This window comes from Streptomyces sp. H27-D2 (assembly GCF_035828615.1).
GTDB lineage: Bacteria > Actinomycetota > Actinomycetes > Streptomycetales > Streptomycetaceae > Streptomyces.
The window spans coordinates 63,426-81,117 of record NZ_JAYMZR010000001.1 but is presented as its reverse complement, the minus strand read 5'-3'; the positions used below and the strand labels follow the sequence as shown (position 1 = coordinate 81,117).

Here is a 17,692-nt window from a genome sequence, read left to right as displayed (position 1 = left end):
CCGGCCGTTCCTGACCGAGCTGCCCGGGGAGCGCGCGGTCAGGTCTTGTCGAGCCGGAGCGCGAGCGCGGGGCACCGGCTCACGGCTCGCTGTGCGCGCCCCCTCAGCTTCGCCGGGAGCGGGGTGTCCGCGAGCGCCGGATAGCCGTCCGCGCCGAGCCGTACGAGCTCCGGCAGCAGCCCCGCGCACAGCCCGTGTCCTTCGCACAGGGTCCAGTCGATCGCCAGCCGTTCGCTGCCGCCGCCCTCGTTGCCGCTGCCGCCCGCGTCGCCCGTGCTCCCGTCGCCCGGGGCGGACAGCGGCAGCATCCCGATGGTCGGCCGCCCGCAGCCGTTGCCGAGGACATGGGCGGCCAGGTCGTCCGTGAAGGCGTTCAGCGCCGACACCACGAAGCGCGCGGCGCCGTCCGGATGCCCGCACGCGCCACGCCCCCGTACGCCCTGTGCGGCCTGCCGTACGGCTTCCAGCGCGCTGCGCCCGCCGCCGGCGATGACGTCCGACAGCGCCCCGGCCAGGGACGGCAGGCCGAGCCGGCAGGGGCCGCACTGCCCGGCCGACTCCGCCGCCAGCCAGTGGGCTACCCGCAGGGTCTCGCCGAGCGGGCAGGTGCCGACGGACAGCGGCAGCACGGCGCCCGCGCCCAACGCGCCGCCCGAAGTGGCGAGGCCCCCGTGTGAGACCACCGTGCCGTAGGCCGTCGCGGGATCGAGCCAGGCACCGTGATAGCCGCCGACCAGCACCCCCTGGGGCGCGGCGTCCGCCCCGCACATCTGCAGGACGTAGGGCAGCGGCACCCCGCTCGGTACCTCGACCACCAGCGGGCGCGGCACCGCACCGGACACGGTGAGCAGTCGGGTGCCGGGCTCGCCGATCGTCCCCGTCGCCGCGTAGCCGTCCGCGCCGAGACGGGCGGCGAGGGCGAGTTGGGCGAACGTCTCGGCGTTGCACAACAGTGTCGGCGCACCGCCCAGGCCCGCCTCTGCGGCCCGTACCCGCCGCCCCGGCGGCAGCGCCGGCCCGCCGTCCGCCGTGCGGATGAGCGAGGACGCCTCGCCGGAGACCAGGCGGTCGGGGGCGCGCACGACCCGCGTGCGCAACGGTCGCCCGCGCCGGTCGGACAGTCCGCGCTCGGCCAGCGCGGCCCGTACGGACACCTCCGCGGCCTCCCGGGTCACCCCGATGACCAGGGCGCGCGCGTCGAGCGCCTCGGCGGCCAGCAGGGCGCCGTCCAGGACGAGGTGCGGGGCGCGGCAGAGCAGGACGGAGTCCTTGCGGGACGCGGGCTCGCCCTCGCATCCGTTGACGACGATCGCGGGGCGCACGCCGCTGCGCCGCACGCCCTCGGCGACCGCGCGCATCTTCCGCGCCACGGGAAAGCCCGCCCCGCCGCGTCCGCGCAGCGCGACGGCCTCGGCCAGGTACGTCAGCCACTCCTCCCGGAGCGGCGAGGCCAGCCCGTGGGAGGCCAGGTGCGCGGCGCGGTCGAGCCGTACGGAGGCGTCGAACCCGGCGGTCAGCCGGGGCAGCCCGAGGGTCAGTACGTCGGGGGTGTCGTCCAGCGGAGCGTTCACGCGGGCCTCCCCGGAGCCTCGGATGCCGCGCCGACCTGCTGCCGTGCCGGGGAGTCGCCGGCGAGGCGGTTCTCGGCGGCAGGAGCGGCGTTGGGGGCGTCGGGAACGCTGGGAGTGGCAGCGGGGGCGGGACGGCGCGCGAGGGTGTGGCGCGCGCCCCGGCGGCGTGCCATCCGTACGGCCAGCGCCCCGGCCACGGCCGCCAGGCAGAGGGCGTACCCCGCGAGCACCCAACCCGCCGGCGGGCGGCCGGACTTCAGGCCGTGCAGGAGGGCCGCGCACCAGGCCGGGTAGGCGCACGCGTGCAGCGCGCGCCAGCGTCCTGCCCGGCCGCGCCCCGCGAACGTGCTGCGCAGCGCGCCGGTGGCCCCCGCGAACACCATGAGAAAGCCCGCCGACGTGCCGAGCCCGAGGAGTACGGCGGGCCCGTCGAAGCCCTGCCGGAAGGGCAAGAGCGCGTCGCTCGCCCCCACCCGGCCACCGGCGATCTTGAGAGCCACGTGCAGAACCAGGAAGCCGAGGGCGGCGACCGCGACGGCCCGGTGGACGCCCTGGGCGAGCAGGCGCTCACGTGGCCCCAGCACGGTGCGGTCGGTCGAGATCAGCCCCCAGACGACGGTCGCGGTGAGCGAGACCAGGGTGAGCACCCCGCTCGTGTAGTCGAGCAGTGCCCGCAGCGGACCGCCCATGATGAGCAGGGCCGCGGCGGTGAGCAGGAACAGTGCGGCTGCCGCGCCCCGTACGGCCGCGCGACGGGACAACGGCAGGCGTCTGCGGACCCTCGACAGCCGCACCCGGGCCGGATGGGGCGGCGACGGCGGGCGCGGCGGACGCGGCGGGTCCGCCGGACGGGGCGCGCGGAGTGAGTAGGGGGCGCGGCCCGCGTCGGGTAAGCCGGGGGGCGCGGGATTCCTGCGATGGGGGTGCATGTGCGGCAGCTCCGGAAGTGGCGGGGGAGCGAAGGGGGAGGAGCGGTGCGGAACGGGAGGAGAGGCGGGGGTTGTGATCCCGACTCCGCACGCTAGGGGGCTCGCGGCGCGGCCCGGCGGCCTTCCCGCAACCCCGGTCGCGCACGCCGAACCGCTGCTAACGTCTGTTCTTTCGCCGGGCGGCAGCTCTTTCGCCGGGCGGCAGCGCCAAGCCGAGCACCGCGCCGCGCGGCCGGATCCCAGCCGGGCCGCACGCGGCCCACCCCGCGCGCAATCCCGGTACGCCCCCTTCGCCCGCTGCGGTAACCTGGCCGCATGCGTGCCGTACGCCTTCTGCTTAGCAAGCCGCGCTGACCACGACCGACCCGGCTCGACCAGGGCCGGAGTCAGCGCGGCGTCCCCTCCTGTGCGAGGGGATTTTTTGTTTCCGCGAAGGCAGACAGGGCGTGCGCCCGTCATGACACCGATGGAGCTTCGAGGACGATGAGCGAGACCACCCCCGCCGTTGAGACGGCCGCCCCGCATCGCTATACGGCCCAGCTGGCCGCCGACATCGAGGGCCGCTGGCAGGACTTCTGGGACGAGCACGGCACGTACGAGGCGCCCAACCCCAGCGGTGACCTGGCCGGCGATCCCGAGCTGGTGGCCAAGCCCAAGAAGTTCATCATGGACATGTTCCCGTACCCCTCGGGCGCGGGCATCCATGTCGGACACCCGCTGGGCTTCATCGCCACCGACGTGTACGCCCGCCACCAGCGGATGACCGGCCACAACGTGCTGCACACGCTGGGCTTCGACGCCTTCGGGCTGCCCGCCGAGCAGTACGCCGTGCAGACCGGCACGCACCCCCGGGTGTCCACCGAGGCCAACATCGTGAACATGCGGCGGCAGCTGCGCCGGCTGGGCCTGGGCCACGACCAGCGCCGCTCGGTCGAGACGATCGACCCGGGCTACTACAAGTGGACCCAGTGGATCTTCCTGCAGATCTTCAACTCCTGGTACGACCCTGAGGCGGACCGGGCGCGGCCGATCGGCACCCTGGTCGAGCAGTTCGTCTCCGGCGCGCGAGCGACCCCGGACGGGCGGCCGTGGGCCGAGCTGTCGGCAGCCGACCGGGCCGACGTACTGGGCACCTACCGGCTGGCCTACGCCTCGCAGGCGCCGGTCAACTGGTGCCCCGGTCTGGGCACCGTGCTGGCCAATGAGGAGGTCACCGCGGACGGCCGCTCCGAGCGCGGCAACTTCCCGGTCTTCAAGGCCAATCTGCGGCAGTGGAACATGCGGATCACCGCCTACGCGGACCGGCTGCTGAACGACCTGGACGCGCTGGACTGGCCCGAGGCCATCAAGCTGCAGCAGCGCAACTGGATCGGCCGCAGCGAGGGCGCGCGGGTCGACTTCCCGGTCGGCGACCGGAAGATCACCGTCTTCACCACCCGCCAGGACACCCTGTTCGGCGCGACCTACATGGTGCTGGCCCCCGAGCACGACCTGGTCACGGCGGCGGAGAGCAGCGGCATCGTGCCCGCCGTCTGGCCCGCGGGCACGCCCGACGGCTGGACCGGTGGCCACCCGACCCCGGCCGGGGCCGTCGCCGCCTACCGCAAGCAGGCCGCGAGCAAGTCCGACGTCGAGCGGCAGGCCGACGGGAAGGTGAAGACCGGTGTCTTCACCGGCGCGTACGCGGTCAACCCGGTCAGCGGCGAGCAGGTCCCGGTCTTCATCGCCGACTACGTCCTGATGGGCTACGGCACCGGCGCGATCATGGCCGTGCCGGCGCACGACACCCGCGACTTCACCTTCGCGCGCGCCTTTGGGCTGCCGATGCGCTGCGTCGTGCGGCCGTCCGACGACCGCGGCACCGACCCGGCCGACTGGGACGACGCCTTCGCCTCGTACGACGGGGAGATCGTCAACTCGGCCGGCGCGGAGATCTCGCTGGACGGCCTGGGCGTGGTCGACGCCAAGGCGAAGATCACCGAATGGCTGGCGGCGGGCGGCGTTGGCGAGGGCACGGTCAACTTCCGGCTGCGCGACTGGCTGTTCAGCCGCCAGCGCTACTGGGGCGAGCCGTTCCCGATCGTCTACGACGAGGACGGCGTCGTGCACGCGCTGCCCGAGTCGATGCTGCCGGTCGTGCTGCCCGAGGTGGACGACTACAGCCCGCGCACCTTCGACCCCGACGACGCGGACACCTCCCCGGAGACCCCGCTGTCGCGCAACGACGACTGGGTGCACGTCACCCTGGACCTGGGCGAGGGCGCGGGGCCGCAGCGCTACCGCCGCGAGACCAACACCATGCCCAACTGGGCGGGTTCGTGCTGGTACGAGCTGCGCTACCTGGACCCGGACAACGCCGAGCGGCTGGTCGACCCGAACGTCGAGCAGTACTGGACGGGGCCGAGCGAGAGCCGTCCGGCGGGCGGCGTGGACCTGTACGTCGGCGGCGCCGAGCACGCCGTGCTGCACCTGCTGTACGCGCGCTTCTGGTCCAAGGTGCTGTTCGACCTGGGGCACGTCTCGTCCCGCGAGCCGTTCCACAAGCTGTACAACCAGGGCATGATCCAGGCGTTCGTCTACCGCGACAGCCGGGGCATCGCGGTGCCCGCCGCCGAGGTCGAGGAGCGCGACGGCACGTACTGGTTCGAGGGCGAGCGGGTCAGCCGACTGCTGGGCAAGATGGGCAAGTCGCTGAAGAACGCCGTCACTCCGGACGAGATCTGCGCGGAGTACGGCGCGGACACGCTGCGGCTGTACGAGATGGCCATGGGGCCGCTGGACGTCTCGCGTCCCTGGGACACCCGGGCCGTCGTCGGTCAGTACCGGCTGTTGCAGCGGCTGTGGCGCAATGTGGTGGACGAGGAGAGCGGCGAGGTCACCGTCGTCGACACCGAGCCGGACGAGCCGACCCTGCGCGCGCTGCACAAGGCGATCGACGGTGTCACGCAGGACATGTCGAACCTGCGCTTCAACACGGCCATCGCCAAGCTGACCGAACTGAACAACTATCTGACCAAGGCGGCCGGCCCGGTCTCGCGCTCGGTCGCGGAGCGGCTGGTGCTGCTGGTCGCGCCGCTGGCGCCGCACATCGCCGAGGAGCTGTGGCGCAAGCTGGGCCACGACTCGACGGTCGTGTACGCGACGATGCCGGTCGCTGACCCGGCGTACGTCCAAGACGAGTCCGTGACCTGCGTCGTGCAGATCAAGGGCAAGGTCAAGGCCCGGCTGGAGGTGCCCCCGGCGATCTCCGATCAGGAGCTGGAGGCGCTGGCGCTGGGTGACGCGGGCGTCGTCGCGGCGCTGGCCGGAGCGGGAATCCGCAAGGTCATCGTGCGCGCGCCGAAGCTGGTCAATATCGTTCCCGCGTAGCGACGTCGGCGATTCCCCAGGCGGCTCGCGGGCCGTATCAGGGACATCCCGTACGGGCCGGTCGGGGGTTCCGAAAGGAACCACCGACCGGCCCGAGGCGTTTACGGTGGAAGGGCGACGTCGAACGACCGTCGGTCACATCGGTCATGTCCATCATGTTCATTGCGCTGACACGGAGGAACTCATGGAGGCCGTGATCGGGATTCTGGTGCTGCTTTTCCTGGTGGTCGTCATAGCGGGCGGCTACGCGGGCGTGAAGCTGCTGGGCAAGGCCGCGCGCGGGGTGGACCGTACGGTCGCCCAGGCCCGCCGCTCCGTCGAGGACACCACGCTGCGGGCCAAGAGCGCCGCCTTCCAGGCCGGGGTCCCATCCGGCGCGGCGGGCGAGCTCGCTCAGCTGCGGCTCTCGCTGCGCACCTCGATGCGGGCCACCCAGCAGGCGCTGGGCGCGGCCGCGCCCGATGACTCGTCGCTGGCGGAGGCGATGAGCCTGTTCGAGCGGCTCAGCGCGCACGGGCACGAGCTGGACGAAGAGCTGAAACGGCTGGAGCACGAGCCGGTCAAGGTCAGGATCGCCGAGCGGCTCGGCGAGCTGCGCGAGCGCACCGAGCGGATCACGCACTCCGCGGATTCGCTGCGCTGGGCGGCGCAGGACCGGGCCCGGCAGTTCGCCGACGACGATCTCGCGCATCTCAACGCGCAGATCGACGTGGAGACGGGCGCCCTGCGGCACTGGGTCACGGAGGAGCCGCTCCCGGACGGCCGACAGGCCGCCGCCGCTGACGCTGACGGCGGTGGTTCGGCCGCCGGTGACGGAGCAGGCGCGGATGCGAGCGGTGCCGCGAAGGCTGCCGGCACCGGGATACCGCCCGCCATCGCGGCCCGCAATCCCTACCAGCGGACCAGCTACCCCTGGCAGAAGACCGCCCGGCCCAAGGGCGCGGGCTGAACCGGCCGCGCCTGGTGACGAGCGGCGGGGCCATCCCGCGCTGTCGGCCGCAGGACTCCCCGGATACGCTCGCAGTCATGTCCCGCCATGTCGCGATCGTCACCGATTCAACGGCCTACTTGCCGCCGCAGGCGATGGAACGGCATCACATCACCGCCGTGCCGCTGACGGTGGTGCTCGGCGACAAGGCGCTGGAAGAGGGCACCGAGATCTCGGCCCGCTCGGTCGCGGTGGCGCTCCAGAAGCGTAAATCCGTGACGACCTCGCGCCCGAGCCCCGAGGTGTTCGCCGCGGCCTACCGCGCGGCCGCGGCGGGCGGGGCGACCGAGATCGCCTCGCTGCACCTCTCCGCCGAGTTCTCCGGCACGTACGACGCGGCGGTGCTGGCCGCCAAACAGGCCCCCGTGCCGGTACATGTAGTGGACACCGGCATGGTCGCGATGGCGCTCGGCTTCTGCGCGCTCGCGGCGGCCGAGGTCGCCGAGCGGGGCGGCACACTCGACGAGGCGGTCGCCGCCGCCGAGAAACGGGCCGAGGGCACCTCCGCCTACTTCTACGTGGACACCCTCGACTACCTGCGGCGGGGCGGCCGGATCGGCGCGGCGCAGGCGCTGCTCGGCTCGGCGCTCGCGGTCAAGCCGCTGTTGCAGCTGTCCGAGGGCCGCATCGAACTGCTGGAGAAGGTACGCACGGCCTCCAAGGCCATCGCGCGGCTGGAGGAGATCGCGGTGGGCGAGGCCGGGACCAGCCCGGTGGACATCGCGGTGCACCACCTGGCGGCGGCGGAGCGGGCGGAACTGCTCGCGGAACGGCTGCGGGAACGAGTGCCGGGACTCGTGGAGCTGCATGTGAGCGAGGTCGGCGCGGTCATCGGCGCGCACACGGGGCCGGGGTTGCTCGGCGCGGTGATCTCACCGCGTTACTGATGGGGTCTGCTGAGACTGCGGGGGCTTGTTGGGCTGTGGTGTGTCGCTCCTGTGGGTGACTGAGTTATCCACAACTCGCTGCTTATCCACGTATATTGAGGCCGCTCGGCGAGGTCGGCTGAACATCTCTAACGTCAGTCGGCATGACGACTCGATCACGCACCGCAACCACCGGCCCCGGCCGCGAGCCCGGCTCCGACCGCCGCACGGCCCGCCGACGCAGCACATGTGATGTCCCTCGCGCGCCCCGGACGGCCGGCGGACCAGGCAGGACTGGCGGGTCCGCTGTTGAAGCGGCGCGAGCGCGGTCGCGGGAGCGCGCTGCTGTGCTCTTCGCCCAGCCCGGCGGCGGGGCGGCCTGGCAGCGGACCGACGCGGCGCGCAGTTCGGATCCGCCGACTGCGGACACGGCCGTCGAGCCAACGGCGGAGGCGGGCGCGGATACGGGCATCGCCGACGGCGAAGGCCGGGGAAGCGGCACCGGCTCTGGCTCCTTTGCACGTGCGGGCACGGGCTCGGGGGCGCGCGGAAGCACCGGCTTCGGCCGGGACGCTGCGGGTACGAGCGGGAGTCTCGGCCCCGGTGGGGCAGATGCCCCGCGCTTTGACACTGGTGTCGGCCCGAGTTGGGCCCCGCGTTGGGGGGCTGACTTGGTCCCGGGCTCGGCTCCTGTCCTGAGAGTTGCCCCCGAGCAGCGTTCCGGCACGGCCACGGTCGGCGCTTCCGGAATCCGTCCCGGCGCGGTCGCCACCGCAGCGCCCGCAGCCTCCGCGGCCCGCATGTGGGGAAGGTCCGGTCGGTGGGGGCCGGCTCTTCGCGAGCGGCTGCCGCTGTGGGTGCAGTCGCGGTGCGGGCTGGAGCCCAAGACGCTGGCTGCCCTGGCGGTCGTTCTCGTCGCGGCGGCGGTCTTCGCCGCCCAGCACTTCTGGACCGGCCGCCCGGAGACCGTACGGGCCCCCGCGCCCCAGCATGCCGCCGGCCCGTCAGCGGCGGGCGTCGGCCCGTCGCCGGGGCTGCCGGGGCTGGGGCAGCCGTCCGGGATCGGCGCGGCCGGTGCCACGGATGCGACCGGCGTGACCGGTGCGGCTGGGAAACGGCTGGTCGTCGATGTCGCAGGCAAGGTGCGCGAGCCCGGCATTCACCGGATGCCACCGGGCTCGCGGGTCGCGGACGCGATCAGCGCGTCGGGCGGCGTCCTGCGGGGCACGGACACCCGGGGGCTGAACAAGGCACGGCTGCTCACCGACGGCGAACAGATCGTCGTAGGGGCGGGCTTGGGGGCGACCGGCCCGCCAGGTGCCCCAGCTCCAGGTTCCTCGGCCGGCAGCGGCGCGGGAGGAGGCAGCGCGGGGGCTGCCGGCGTCGCGGGCGCACCGCCCGGCGCTCCCGTCAGCCTCAACTCCGCGACCGTCGAGCAACTCGACGGCCTCCCCGGGATCGGCCCGGTGCTGGCCCAGCACATCATCGACTTCCGCACGCAGCACGGCGGGTTCCGGTCCATCGACCAACTCCGCGACGTCAACGGCATCGGCGACCGCCGCTTCGCCGACCTGCGCCCCCTCGTCCAGCCATGACACGGCCGCACAGCCCCGTGATCCCGTCTCCTACCCCGGCTCACACCCCGGCCCGCATCGCCGTCCACGCGGCGGCCGACTCACCCCGTGGCGCGTCCGACCCACGTCAGGAGAGCCCGCCCGACTTGCGACTCGTACCACTGGCTCTCGCTGCCTGGGCGGCGGCCGCGCTCGCGCTGGGTGCCTCGGGCGGGGCAGTCGCGGTGGCTTGCGGGGCCGCCTGCTTCGCGGCGGTGATCCTGCTCTTCGCGGCCTACCGTCGGCGTCGAACGGACGAGCTGAGCGGCAGCGCGGAGGCGGCGGCAGCCGGAGCGGACGCGCCCGATGTGAGAGCGCGGGTGCCGGCTGCGTCAGCTGCGAACGCGAACGCGCCGCGCGGGAGAGCGGCCGGGGCGGCCATCGCTGCCGCCGGGGTGCTGCTCTGCGCGGTCGCCGGTGCCGCCTCGGCGGCCCTGCACGCCGCTGACCTGTACCGGGGGCCGATCCCGGCGCTCGCCGGGCAGTACGCCCGCGCCACGGTCGAAGTGACCGTCACGAGCGACCCACGTGTCACCCGGCCGCACGTCCGAGGCTCCGCCGCCGCGCCCCCGGCCGCCCTGTTCGAGGCCGAAGCGGTTCGCGTCACCGATCTCGGCGGCGCGATCACCACCACCCGCACCCCGGTGCTGGTGATCGCCCCGGCGCGGCCGAGCTGGCTGCGGCTGCTGCCCTCCACGCGCCTGCGGGCGCCGGCGCGGTTCGCGCCGGCGCTGGGGCGAGGGGACTCCGTCGCAGCCGTGCTGCGGGTTCGGGGTGACGGGCCACCACAGGTCGTCGGGGCACCGACCGGCCTACAGCGCACGGCCGGCGAACTGCGCGCGGGGCTCCGCGCGGCCACCGACGGCCTCGGCCCGGATGCCCGCGCGCTGCTGCCCGGACTGGTCGTCGGTGACACCTCCCGCATCCCGCCCGAACTCGACGAGGCCTTCCGGTCCACCGATTTGCTCCATTTGCTCTCCGTTTCCGGAGCGAATCTCACGATCGTGCTCGCACTGCTGATCGGGCCCCCGCACCTCGCCGTGCGGGCCGAGCGGCGCGGCCTCGCTCCACGGCTGGGCATTGGGCTCAGGAGCACGGCCCTGATCGGCGGCGCGCTGACGCTCGGCTTCGTCATCGTCTGCCGCCCCGACCCGAGCGTGCTGCGCGCGGCGGCCTGCGGACTGATCACTCTGCTGGCCATCGGCACCGGCCGCCGCCGCTCGCTGCTCCCGGCCCTCGCCGCCGCCGTACTGCTGCTCGTCCTTTACGATCCATGGCTCGCCCGCAGCTACGGCTTCCTGCTGTCCGTGCTCGCCACCGGCGCATTGCTGGTCATCGCGCCGGGCTGGAGCCTCGCGCTCCAGCGCCGCGGGGTGCCGCCCCGGCTCGCCGAGGTTCTGGCGGCCGCTGCCGCCGCACAGGCCGTGTGCGCACCAGTCGTCGCCGTGCTCGCCGCGCGGATCAGCCTGGTCGCCGTCCCCTGCAACCTGCTGGCGGAGCTCGCCGTGGCCCCGGCGACCGTGCTCGGCTTCGCGGCTCTGGCTATGGCGCCGCTCGCGCCGCCCATCGCCGAGTTCCTCGCCTGGCTGGCCGGCTGGCCCGCCGAGTGGATCGCCGGAATCGCCCGTACCGGCGCGGCCTTTCCCGGCGCGGAGCTTGGCTGGCCGGGCGGATGGACCGGCGGCCTGCTGCTCGCCCTCGCGACCGCGGTACTGCTGCCCGTCGTCCGCCGACTGCTGCGTCATCCATGGCTCTGCGCGGCTTGCGCGCTGCTGCTGATCATCGCGGTCGTCCGGCCGCCTCCGCTGACCCGTGCCATCACCGGCTGGCCACCGCCGGGGTGGCGGCTGGTGGCGTGCGACGTCGGCCAGGGCGACGCGTTCGTGCTGGCCACTGGAGACGGCTCGGCCCTCGTCGTGGACACCGGGCCCGAACCGCGAGCCGTCGACTCCTGCCTGCGCGCCTTGGGCGTCGTCAAGATCCCGCTGCTGGTTCTCACCCACTTTCACGCGGATCACGTCGCGGGGCTGCCCGGTGCGCTGCGCGGCCGGTCGGTCGGCGCGATCGAGACGACGACGCTGGGCGAGCCGCCGGGCCAGGCCGAGTTCGTACGACGGCAGGCCGCGAACGCGCACGTTCCGCTGGTGGCCGCCGTGCCGGGGGAGCGCCGCCGACTCGGCGCACTGTCCTGGGAAGTGCTGTGGCCGCCGCCCGCCGTGCCACCGCCGGGCTCACCCCAGTCGCCCGCGTCACCGGTCCCGGCCGCCCCGCCGGCCCCGGCCGACGGCCCGAATGACGCGAGCGTCACCCTCCTCGTCCGCACGGCGGGCCTCACCGTGCTGATGCTCGGCGACCTCGAACCACCGGCCCAGCAAGCCTTGCTGGCCTCCCGACCCGCCCTGCCGCCGGTCGACGTCCTCAAAGTCGCGCATCACGGCTCGGCCTATCAGGACCCCGAGCTGCTGCGTCGCGTCCACCCGCGCCTCGCCTTGATCTCGGCCGGCGCCGACAATCCCTACGGTCATCCGGCCCCGCGCACCGTAGCGGCCCTCCGGGCCGAGGGGGCCGCCGTGCTGCGCACCGACACCGACGGCCCTGTCGCGGTGACGGGCAGCGGCCCCGGACGGGACCTGGCAGCGGCGGTCGGCGGTCGCGCGGCAGCCGTCTCCGGCCGGCGCAGGGCGAGCCCTCGACCCCGCGCGGTGGCCTCCCGGACAGGCTTCCGGCCGGGCCCGGCTGCCTGTGGCGGGGGCCGCGCCCGGCCGGCGGCCGGGGTCCTAGGACCAGGGCCGGATGACAACAGGGGTCACGATGAGCGATAACAGCCCCATGGACTCCGAACAGGTCGACGCCTACTTGCGCCGCATCGACGCCGCGCGCCCCACACGTCCCGACGCCGCAGCGCTGCGCGAGCTGCATCTGCGCCATCTGTCCGCCGTCCCCTTCGAGAACCTCTCCATCCATCTCGGCGAGGACATCGAACTGGTTGAGAAGTCACTGCTGGACAAGATCGTCCAAGGCCGTCGCGGCGGCTTCTGCTACGAGGTGAACGGGGCCTTCGCCGCGCTGCTCGGAGCCCTGGGCTTCGAGGTGACGCTGCTCGCGGCCCGGGTGCACGGCCGGGACGGGCTCGGCATCCCGTACGACCACCTGGCGCTGCGCGTGGAGACCTGCGACGACTCGGGGCCCTGGCTGGCCGACGTCGGGTTCGGCGATCACAGTCACTATCCGCTCGCTCTCGACTCCCGTACCGAACAGGCCGACCCCGGCGGCACCTTCCGCATCGACGAAGCCCCGGACGGCGATCTGGACATCCTCAAGGACGGCACACCCGAATTCCGGCTGGAGCAACGGCCGCGCGTGCTGAGCGACTTCACGACGGGCAGCTGGTGGCACCGCACCTCGCCGAAGTCTGGCTTCACCAAGGGCCTGGTCTGCACCCGGATCACACCGGAGGGGCGGATCACGCTCACCGGCCGCAAACTCGTGACGACGGTCGCGGGCGAGCGCAGCGAGCGGATGCTCGGCACGGACGCTGAGGTCCTCGCCGCGTATCGGGAGCACTTCGGCATCAGCCTCGACCGGGTCCCCGAGCCCCGTTTCCCCCGGTCGCAATAGCGAACTCCGGCCTCCGGTATCGAGGCGCCTCCGCGCGCACCCCCACCGCCGCTCCCGCTACTTCTCCACCCAGCCCTCGTGCCCGGCGGCCAGCTCGTCCAGCGCCGCCGGGTCCAGCCGCTCGGCCGGGTCCTCGACCACGACCAGCCACTGGGCGTCCTCGGCGTCGTCCTCGCCCGCCAGCGCGTCCCGTACGAGCTGGGGTTCCTCGCCGAGGGCGAAGCGCTCGTGGAGCGCCTCGGACACCGCCTCGGCGGCCTCGCGGTCGGGCAGGACCAGCACATGTCTCACATCGCTCACCGGGCCATTCTCCGGTATCGACGGGACTGTCGGTGACCCATGGGATGCTGGACCGCGATGGCCAGGAACAGTTCTACCGACGACCCGCTCGCCCCGCTGACGCTCGCCGTGGGCCAGGAGGATCTGCTGCTCGATCGCGCCGTGCAGCAGGTCGTGGCGGCGGCGCGCGCCTCCGACGCGGACACCGATGTGCGCGACCTCGCGTCCGACGCGCTGCAGCCCGGCACGCTCGCCGAGCTGACCAGCCCGTCGCTCTTCGCCGAGCGCAAAGTCGTGATCGTCCGCAACGCCCATGACCTCTCCGCGGACACCATCAAGGACGTCAAGAGCTATCTCGCCTCGCCCGCCGAGGAGATCACTCTCGTTCTTCTGCACGCCGGCGGAGCGAAGGGCAAGGGGCTGCTCGACGCGGCCCGCAAGGCCGGCGCCCGCGAGGTCGCCTGCCCCAAGATGACCAAGGCCGCCGACCGCCTCTCGTTCGTCCGCTCCGAATTCCGGGCCACCGGCCGGTCCGCCACCCCCGGCGCGATGCAGGCGCTCGTCGATGCCATCGGCAGCGACCTGCGGGAGCTGGCCTCCGCCTGCCGGCAGCTTGTGGCCGATGTCGAGGGCACCATCGACGAGGCCGTCGTCGCCCGGTACTACACCGGGCGTGCCGAGGCGTCGAGCTTCAACGTCGCCGACCGTGCGGTGGAGGGCCGGACCGCCGAGGCGCTCGAAGCGCTCCGCTGGTCGATGTCCACCGGCGTCGCGGCGGTGCTGATCACCAGCGCCCTCGCGCAGGGCGTGCGCGCCATCGGCAAGCTCGCCTCGGCCCCGCGCGGTGCGCGCCCCGGCGACCTGGCCCGGGATCTCGGCATGCCGCCGTGGAAGATCGACCGGGTGCGGCAGCAGATGCGCGGCTGGTCGGCGGACGGAGTCGCGATGGCGCTGCAAGCCGTGGCCGAGGCCGACGCGGGCGTCAAGGGCGGCGGCGACGACCCGGAATACGCCCTGGAGAAGGCTGTCGTCGCGGTGGCCCGCGCGGCCCGCCTGAACCGCGAGACCTGACCCGGCCCCCGCCCCCGTACGACACGGCCCCCGTACGACACACCTCACCGCACGACAAAGGCCCCCGTCCGGTTCTGGGGAGAACAGGACGGGGGCCTTCATCACAATCTGGTGCGCCGCACCCGCGTGGCGAACGCAGGCCGCGTGCGGCGCGAAGCTACGGAGATCCGTGAGGATCTACGGGGTGCCGGACAGCGCGGTTGAGAGGGTCCGCAAATGCCGTACCGGCGGGTTCAGGCTGTTCAGCCCTTGAGCGTTGCGACCTGCGAGGCCAGCGCCGACTTCTTGTTGGCGGCGGCGTTCTTGTGGATCACACCTGTGCTGGCGGCCTTGTCGAGCTTCTTGGAGGCTTCGCGAACGGCCACGGTGGCCTTCTCGAAGTCGCCGGCCACGACGGCCTCACGGGCCTTGCGGACCGAGGTCTTGAGCGAGGACTTGACGGTCTTGTTACGCAGACGCGCCTTCTCGTTCGTCTTGTTGCGCTTGATCTGGGACTTGATGTTCGCCACGAAAGAGCCTTTGCAGGATCGCCGGATTGTGATGGGTACCCCGCACCCAGAGGGCACGAGGCACAGTGCACCAGGCTACCAGCAGGCTCGGCAGCCTCCCAATCCGGACCGGGCCCGCACTCATGGGACGATGGGGGGCGTAGTAGTGAGTCCCGCCGAGGCGGTCATCAATCACCGAATGGACCCTGAGTGCCCGCGACACCATCGAACGTGCCGGAGCCGAGCCGTACCGACCCGGCGCTGATCCGCAACTTCTGCATCATCGCGCACATCGACCACGGCAAGTCGACGCTCGCCGACCGGATGCTGCAGCTCACCGGCGTCGTCGACCCGCGGCAGATGCGTGCCCAATACCTCGACCGCATGGACATCGAGCGCGAGCGCGGCATCACGATCAAATCCCAGGCGGTACGGCTGCCCTGGGCGCCGGACGACGCGGTGGGCGAGGCCGACACCCACATCCTCAACATGATCGACACCCCGGGCCACGTGGACTTCACCTACGAGGTCTCCCGCTCTCTCGCCGCGTGCGAGGGCTGCGTCCTGCTCGTGGACGCAGCCCAGGGGATCGAAGCGCAGACCCTCGCCAACCTGTACCTGGCGATGGAGAACAACCTCACGATCATCCCGGTTCTCAACAAGATCGACCTGCCGGCCGCGCAGCCCGAGAAGTTCGCCCGTGAGCTGGCGCACCTCATCGGCTGCGAGCCCTCCGATGTGCTCAAGGTCTCAGCGAAGACCGGCGAGGGCGTCGCCGAGCTGCTGAACAAGGTCGTCGCCGAGGTGCCGGCCCCGGTCGGCGACAAGGACGCCCCGGCGCGCGCGATGATCTTCGACTCGGTCTACGACCCGTACCGCGGCGTCGTGACGTACGTCAGGGTCGTGGACGGCGGGCTCCACAAGCGCGAGAAGATCCAGATGATGTCCTCGGGCACCACGCACGAGCTGCTGGAGATCGGCGTCTCCTCCCCGGAGATGACCGCCTCCGACGGCATCGGCGTCGGCGAGGTCGGCTACATCATCACCGGCGTCAAGGACGTCCGGCAGTCCAGGGTCGGTGACACGATCACGTCCTTCCACAAGGGCGCGACCAAGGCGCTGGGCGGCTACAAGGACCCCAAGCCGATGGTGTTCTCGGGCCTGTACCCGCTGGACGGCTCGGACTACCCGGAGCTGCGCGAGGCGCTCGACAAGCTCCAGCTCAACGACGCCGCGCTGGTGTACGAGCCGGAGACCTCGGCGGCGCTGGGCTTCGGCTTCCGCGTCGGCTTCCTCGGCCTGCTGCACCTGGACGTGGTCCGCGAGCGGCTGGAGCGCGAGTTCGGCCTCGACCTGATCGCCACCGCGCCCAACGTGGTCTACCGGGTGGAGATGGAGGACGGCGCCGAGCACATCGTCACCAACCCCAGCGAGTTCCCCACCGGCAAGATCTCCGCGGTGCATGAGCCGATGGTCAAGGCCACCGTGCTGGCGCCCAATGAGTTCGTCGGCGCGATCATGGAGCTGTGCCAGGCCAGGCGCGGCTCGATGCTCGGCATGGACTACCTCTCCGAGGACCGCGTCGAGCTCCGCTACGACCTGCCGATGGCCGAGATCGTCTTCGACTTCTTCGACAGCCTGAAGTCCAAGACGCGCGGTTACGCCTCGCTCGACTACGAACCCAAGGGCGAGCAGTCCGCCGACCTAGTCAAGGTCGACGTCCTGCTGCACGGCGACAAGGTGGACGCGTTCTCCGCGATCCTGCACAAGGACCGGGCGTACGCCTACGGCGTGCGGATGGTCGAGAAGCTCCGCAAGCTCATCCCGCGGCAGAGCTTCGAGATCCCGATCCAGGCCGCCATCGGCAGCCGGGTCATCGCCCGTGAGACGGTCCGCGCGATCCGCAAGGACGTGCTCGCCAAGTGCTACGGCGGCGACATCTCCCGTAAGCGCAAGCTGCTGGAGAAGCAGAAGGAAGGCAAGAAGCGGATGAAGATGGTCGGCAGCGTGGAGGTCCCGCAGGAGGCCTTCATCTCGGTGCTGTCCACCGACGACGCCGGCTCGGAATCGAAGTCGAAGAAGTAGTAGAAGAAGGAGCCGAGCGATCGGGCCGCGAGCCGCCGGGCCGCGAGTAGCCGAGCGGCCGGCAGTCGAGCCGCGAGCAGCGCGGCAGCGGTGAGCGGCAGCAGTAGCAGAGGGTGCCCGTCCGGATTCGGACGGGCACCCTTTTTGGCATGAGATACGAGCAGTGTCTGCGGCATCCGGGTGGTTGCCGGAAAAGCGCGCCGCCGAGGGTTTCTCCAGTGAGCCGGATCCCGTTACGACTACTGCCGGCGGTGTGCCGGGCGACGAGCAGGGCGCCCGGGCGGCACGACTCCCGTGACCGTGCAGGGCGCCGCCTCAGAAAGGGATACGAAGTGAAGTACACCGAGGCCGCCGCTGTCGTCGCCGGTTCCGTGATGGCCCTGGGTGCGGCCACTCCGGCGATGGCCATGGAGGTCAAGTCCGACTCCACCCCGACGATCGTGAGCGACGCGACGGCACTGCTGGAAGCGGGCGCGAAGTTCGCCCACAGCGCGCAGGACCCGCTGGACGGCGTCGAAACGGAAGGTCTCACCACCGCCACCACGAAGAGCGCTCAGGAACTCCGCGCCGGCCAGGACTCCGGTGCCGCCGGCCGGGAAATCACCGGCCAGGGCGCGAGGGCCCTCGCGATGCTGGGCGGCCTGCCGATCGGCTGACTGCTCGCTGTCTCCCGTCGTTCTCCGTCTCCAGTCGTTCTCCGTGAAGGGCCCGCCGCGCCGGGCCCTTCACGGCATCCGGCCGCACCCGGTCCGCTGTCCAGCGGCCATGCGCGGGCGGCGTAGCCGGATTTCATCCCCGGCCACCGGCTCCGGGCG

13 protein-coding genes are annotated in these 17,692 nt (G+C 72.7%); 9 read left to right on the top strand and 4 right to left on the bottom strand.

Features of this window, described 5'->3' with window-relative positions; all coding sequences use genetic code 11:
• Positions 1-38 precede the first annotated feature (38 nt).
• Complete coding sequence (locus QMK28_RS00370) at positions 39-1,571, bottom strand: NADH-ubiquinone oxidoreductase-F iron-sulfur binding region domain-containing protein (RefSeq protein ID WP_326434875.1); 1,533 nt, start codon at positions 1,569-1,571, stop codon at positions 39-41.
• Entirely contained in the window at positions 1,568-2,332 is a 765-nt protein-coding gene (locus QMK28_RS00365) for a hypothetical protein (RefSeq protein ID WP_326434874.1), read from the bottom strand. The genes QMK28_RS00370 and QMK28_RS00365 overlap by 4 nt, the downstream gene beginning before the upstream one ends.
• A gap of 651 nt (positions 2,333-2,983) precedes the next feature.
• Between QMK28_RS00365 and QMK28_RS00360 the strand changes: the two genes are divergently transcribed.
• The 6 genes from QMK28_RS00360 to QMK28_RS00335 all read left to right on the top strand — a co-directional run bounded on the left by QMK28_RS00360 (position 2,984) and on the right by QMK28_RS00335 (position 12,954).
• Complete coding sequence (locus QMK28_RS00360) at positions 2,984-5,869, top strand: leucine--tRNA ligase (RefSeq protein ID WP_326434873.1); 2,886 nt, start codon at positions 2,984-2,986, stop codon at positions 5,867-5,869.
• A 184-nt stretch (positions 5,870-6,053) separates the two neighbouring features.
• Entirely contained in the window at positions 6,054-6,818 is a 765-nt protein-coding gene (locus tag QMK28_RS00355) for a hypothetical protein (protein ID WP_326434872.1), read from the top strand.
• A gap of 77 nt (positions 6,819-6,895) precedes the next feature.
• Positions 6,896-7,744: a DegV family protein gene (locus QMK28_RS00350; protein WP_326434871.1), complete on the top strand. Its 849-nt coding sequence runs from the start codon at positions 6,896-6,898 to the stop codon at positions 7,742-7,744.
• A 779-nt stretch (positions 7,745-8,523) separates the two neighbouring features.
• Positions 8,524-9,318, top strand: a complete 795-nt coding sequence (locus tag QMK28_RS00345) for a ComEA family DNA-binding protein (protein WP_326434870.1) — start codon at positions 8,524-8,526, stop codon at positions 9,316-9,318.
• Positions 9,315-12,158, top strand: coding sequence for a ComEC/Rec2 family competence protein (locus QMK28_RS00340; RefSeq protein WP_326434869.1), 2,844 nt, complete (start codon positions 9,315-9,317; stop codon positions 12,156-12,158). The genes QMK28_RS00345 and QMK28_RS00340 overlap by 4 nt, the downstream gene beginning before the upstream one ends.
• A complete protein-coding gene (locus QMK28_RS00335) occupies positions 12,148-12,954 on the top strand; it encodes an arylamine N-acetyltransferase family protein (protein WP_326434868.1) in 807 nt (268 codons plus the stop codon). The genes QMK28_RS00340 and QMK28_RS00335 overlap by 11 nt, the downstream gene beginning before the upstream one ends.
• 57 nt (positions 12,955-13,011) lie before the next feature.
• On the opposite strand, the gene QMK28_RS00330 is transcribed toward QMK28_RS00335, so the two are convergent.
• Positions 13,012-13,254, bottom strand: a complete 243-nt coding sequence (locus tag QMK28_RS00330) for a hypothetical protein (protein ID WP_326434867.1) — start codon at positions 13,252-13,254, stop codon at positions 13,012-13,014.
• A 57-nt stretch (positions 13,255-13,311) separates the two neighbouring features.
• On the opposite strand from QMK28_RS00330, the gene holA reads away from it, so the two are divergent.
• Positions 13,312-14,304, top strand: coding sequence for a DNA polymerase III subunit delta (gene holA / locus QMK28_RS00325; RefSeq protein WP_326434865.1), 993 nt, complete (start codon positions 13,312-13,314; stop codon positions 14,302-14,304).
• A 242-nt stretch (positions 14,305-14,546) separates the two neighbouring features.
• Here the strand turns inward: holA and rpsT are convergent, their stop codons facing one another.
• On the bottom strand, positions 14,547-14,813 hold the full coding sequence (gene rpsT / locus QMK28_RS00320; RefSeq protein ID WP_326434864.1) for a 30S ribosomal protein S20: 267 nt from the start codon (positions 14,811-14,813) through the stop codon (positions 14,547-14,549).
• A gap of 189 nt (positions 14,814-15,002) precedes the next feature.
• Here rpsT and lepA point away from each other — a divergent pair, with 189 nt between their 5' ends.
• Together lepA and QMK28_RS00310 are read left to right on the top strand one after the other, a co-directional pair.
• Positions 15,003-16,877, top strand: a complete 1,875-nt coding sequence (gene lepA, locus QMK28_RS00315; protein ID WP_326434863.1) for a translation elongation factor 4 — start codon at positions 15,003-15,005, stop codon at positions 16,875-16,877.
• A gap of 332 nt (positions 16,878-17,209) precedes the next feature.
• A complete protein-coding gene (locus tag QMK28_RS00310; RefSeq protein ID WP_326434862.1) occupies positions 17,210-17,533 on the top strand; it encodes a hypothetical protein in 324 nt (107 codons plus the stop codon).
• Positions 17,534-17,692: the final 159 nt, after the last annotated feature.

What these genes read in the sequence shown, in the direction of transcription:
- QMK28_RS00335 (WP_326434868.1), top strand. Translation starts at nt 12,148, where the DNA reads ATGAGCGATAACAGCCCCATGGACTCCGAACAGGTCGACGCCTACTTG.
- holA (WP_326434865.1), top strand. Translation starts at nt 13,312, where the DNA reads ATGGCCAGGAACAGTTCTACCGACGACCCGCTCGCCCCGCTGACGCTC.
- QMK28_RS00345 (WP_326434870.1), top strand. Translation starts at nt 8,524, where the DNA reads ATGTGGGGAAGGTCCGGTCGGTGGGGGCCGGCTCTTCGCGAGCGGCTG.
- QMK28_RS00350 (WP_326434871.1), top strand. Translation starts at nt 6,896, where the DNA reads ATGTCCCGCCATGTCGCGATCGTCACCGATTCAACGGCCTACTTGCCG.
- QMK28_RS00360 (WP_326434873.1), top strand. Translation starts at nt 2,984, where the DNA reads ATGAGCGAGACCACCCCCGCCGTTGAGACGGCCGCCCCGCATCGCTAT.
- QMK28_RS00355 (WP_326434872.1), top strand. Translation starts at nt 6,054, where the DNA reads ATGGAGGCCGTGATCGGGATTCTGGTGCTGCTTTTCCTGGTGGTCGTC.
- QMK28_RS00340 (WP_326434869.1), top strand. Translation starts at nt 9,315, where the DNA reads ATGACACGGCCGCACAGCCCCGTGATCCCGTCTCCTACCCCGGCTCAC.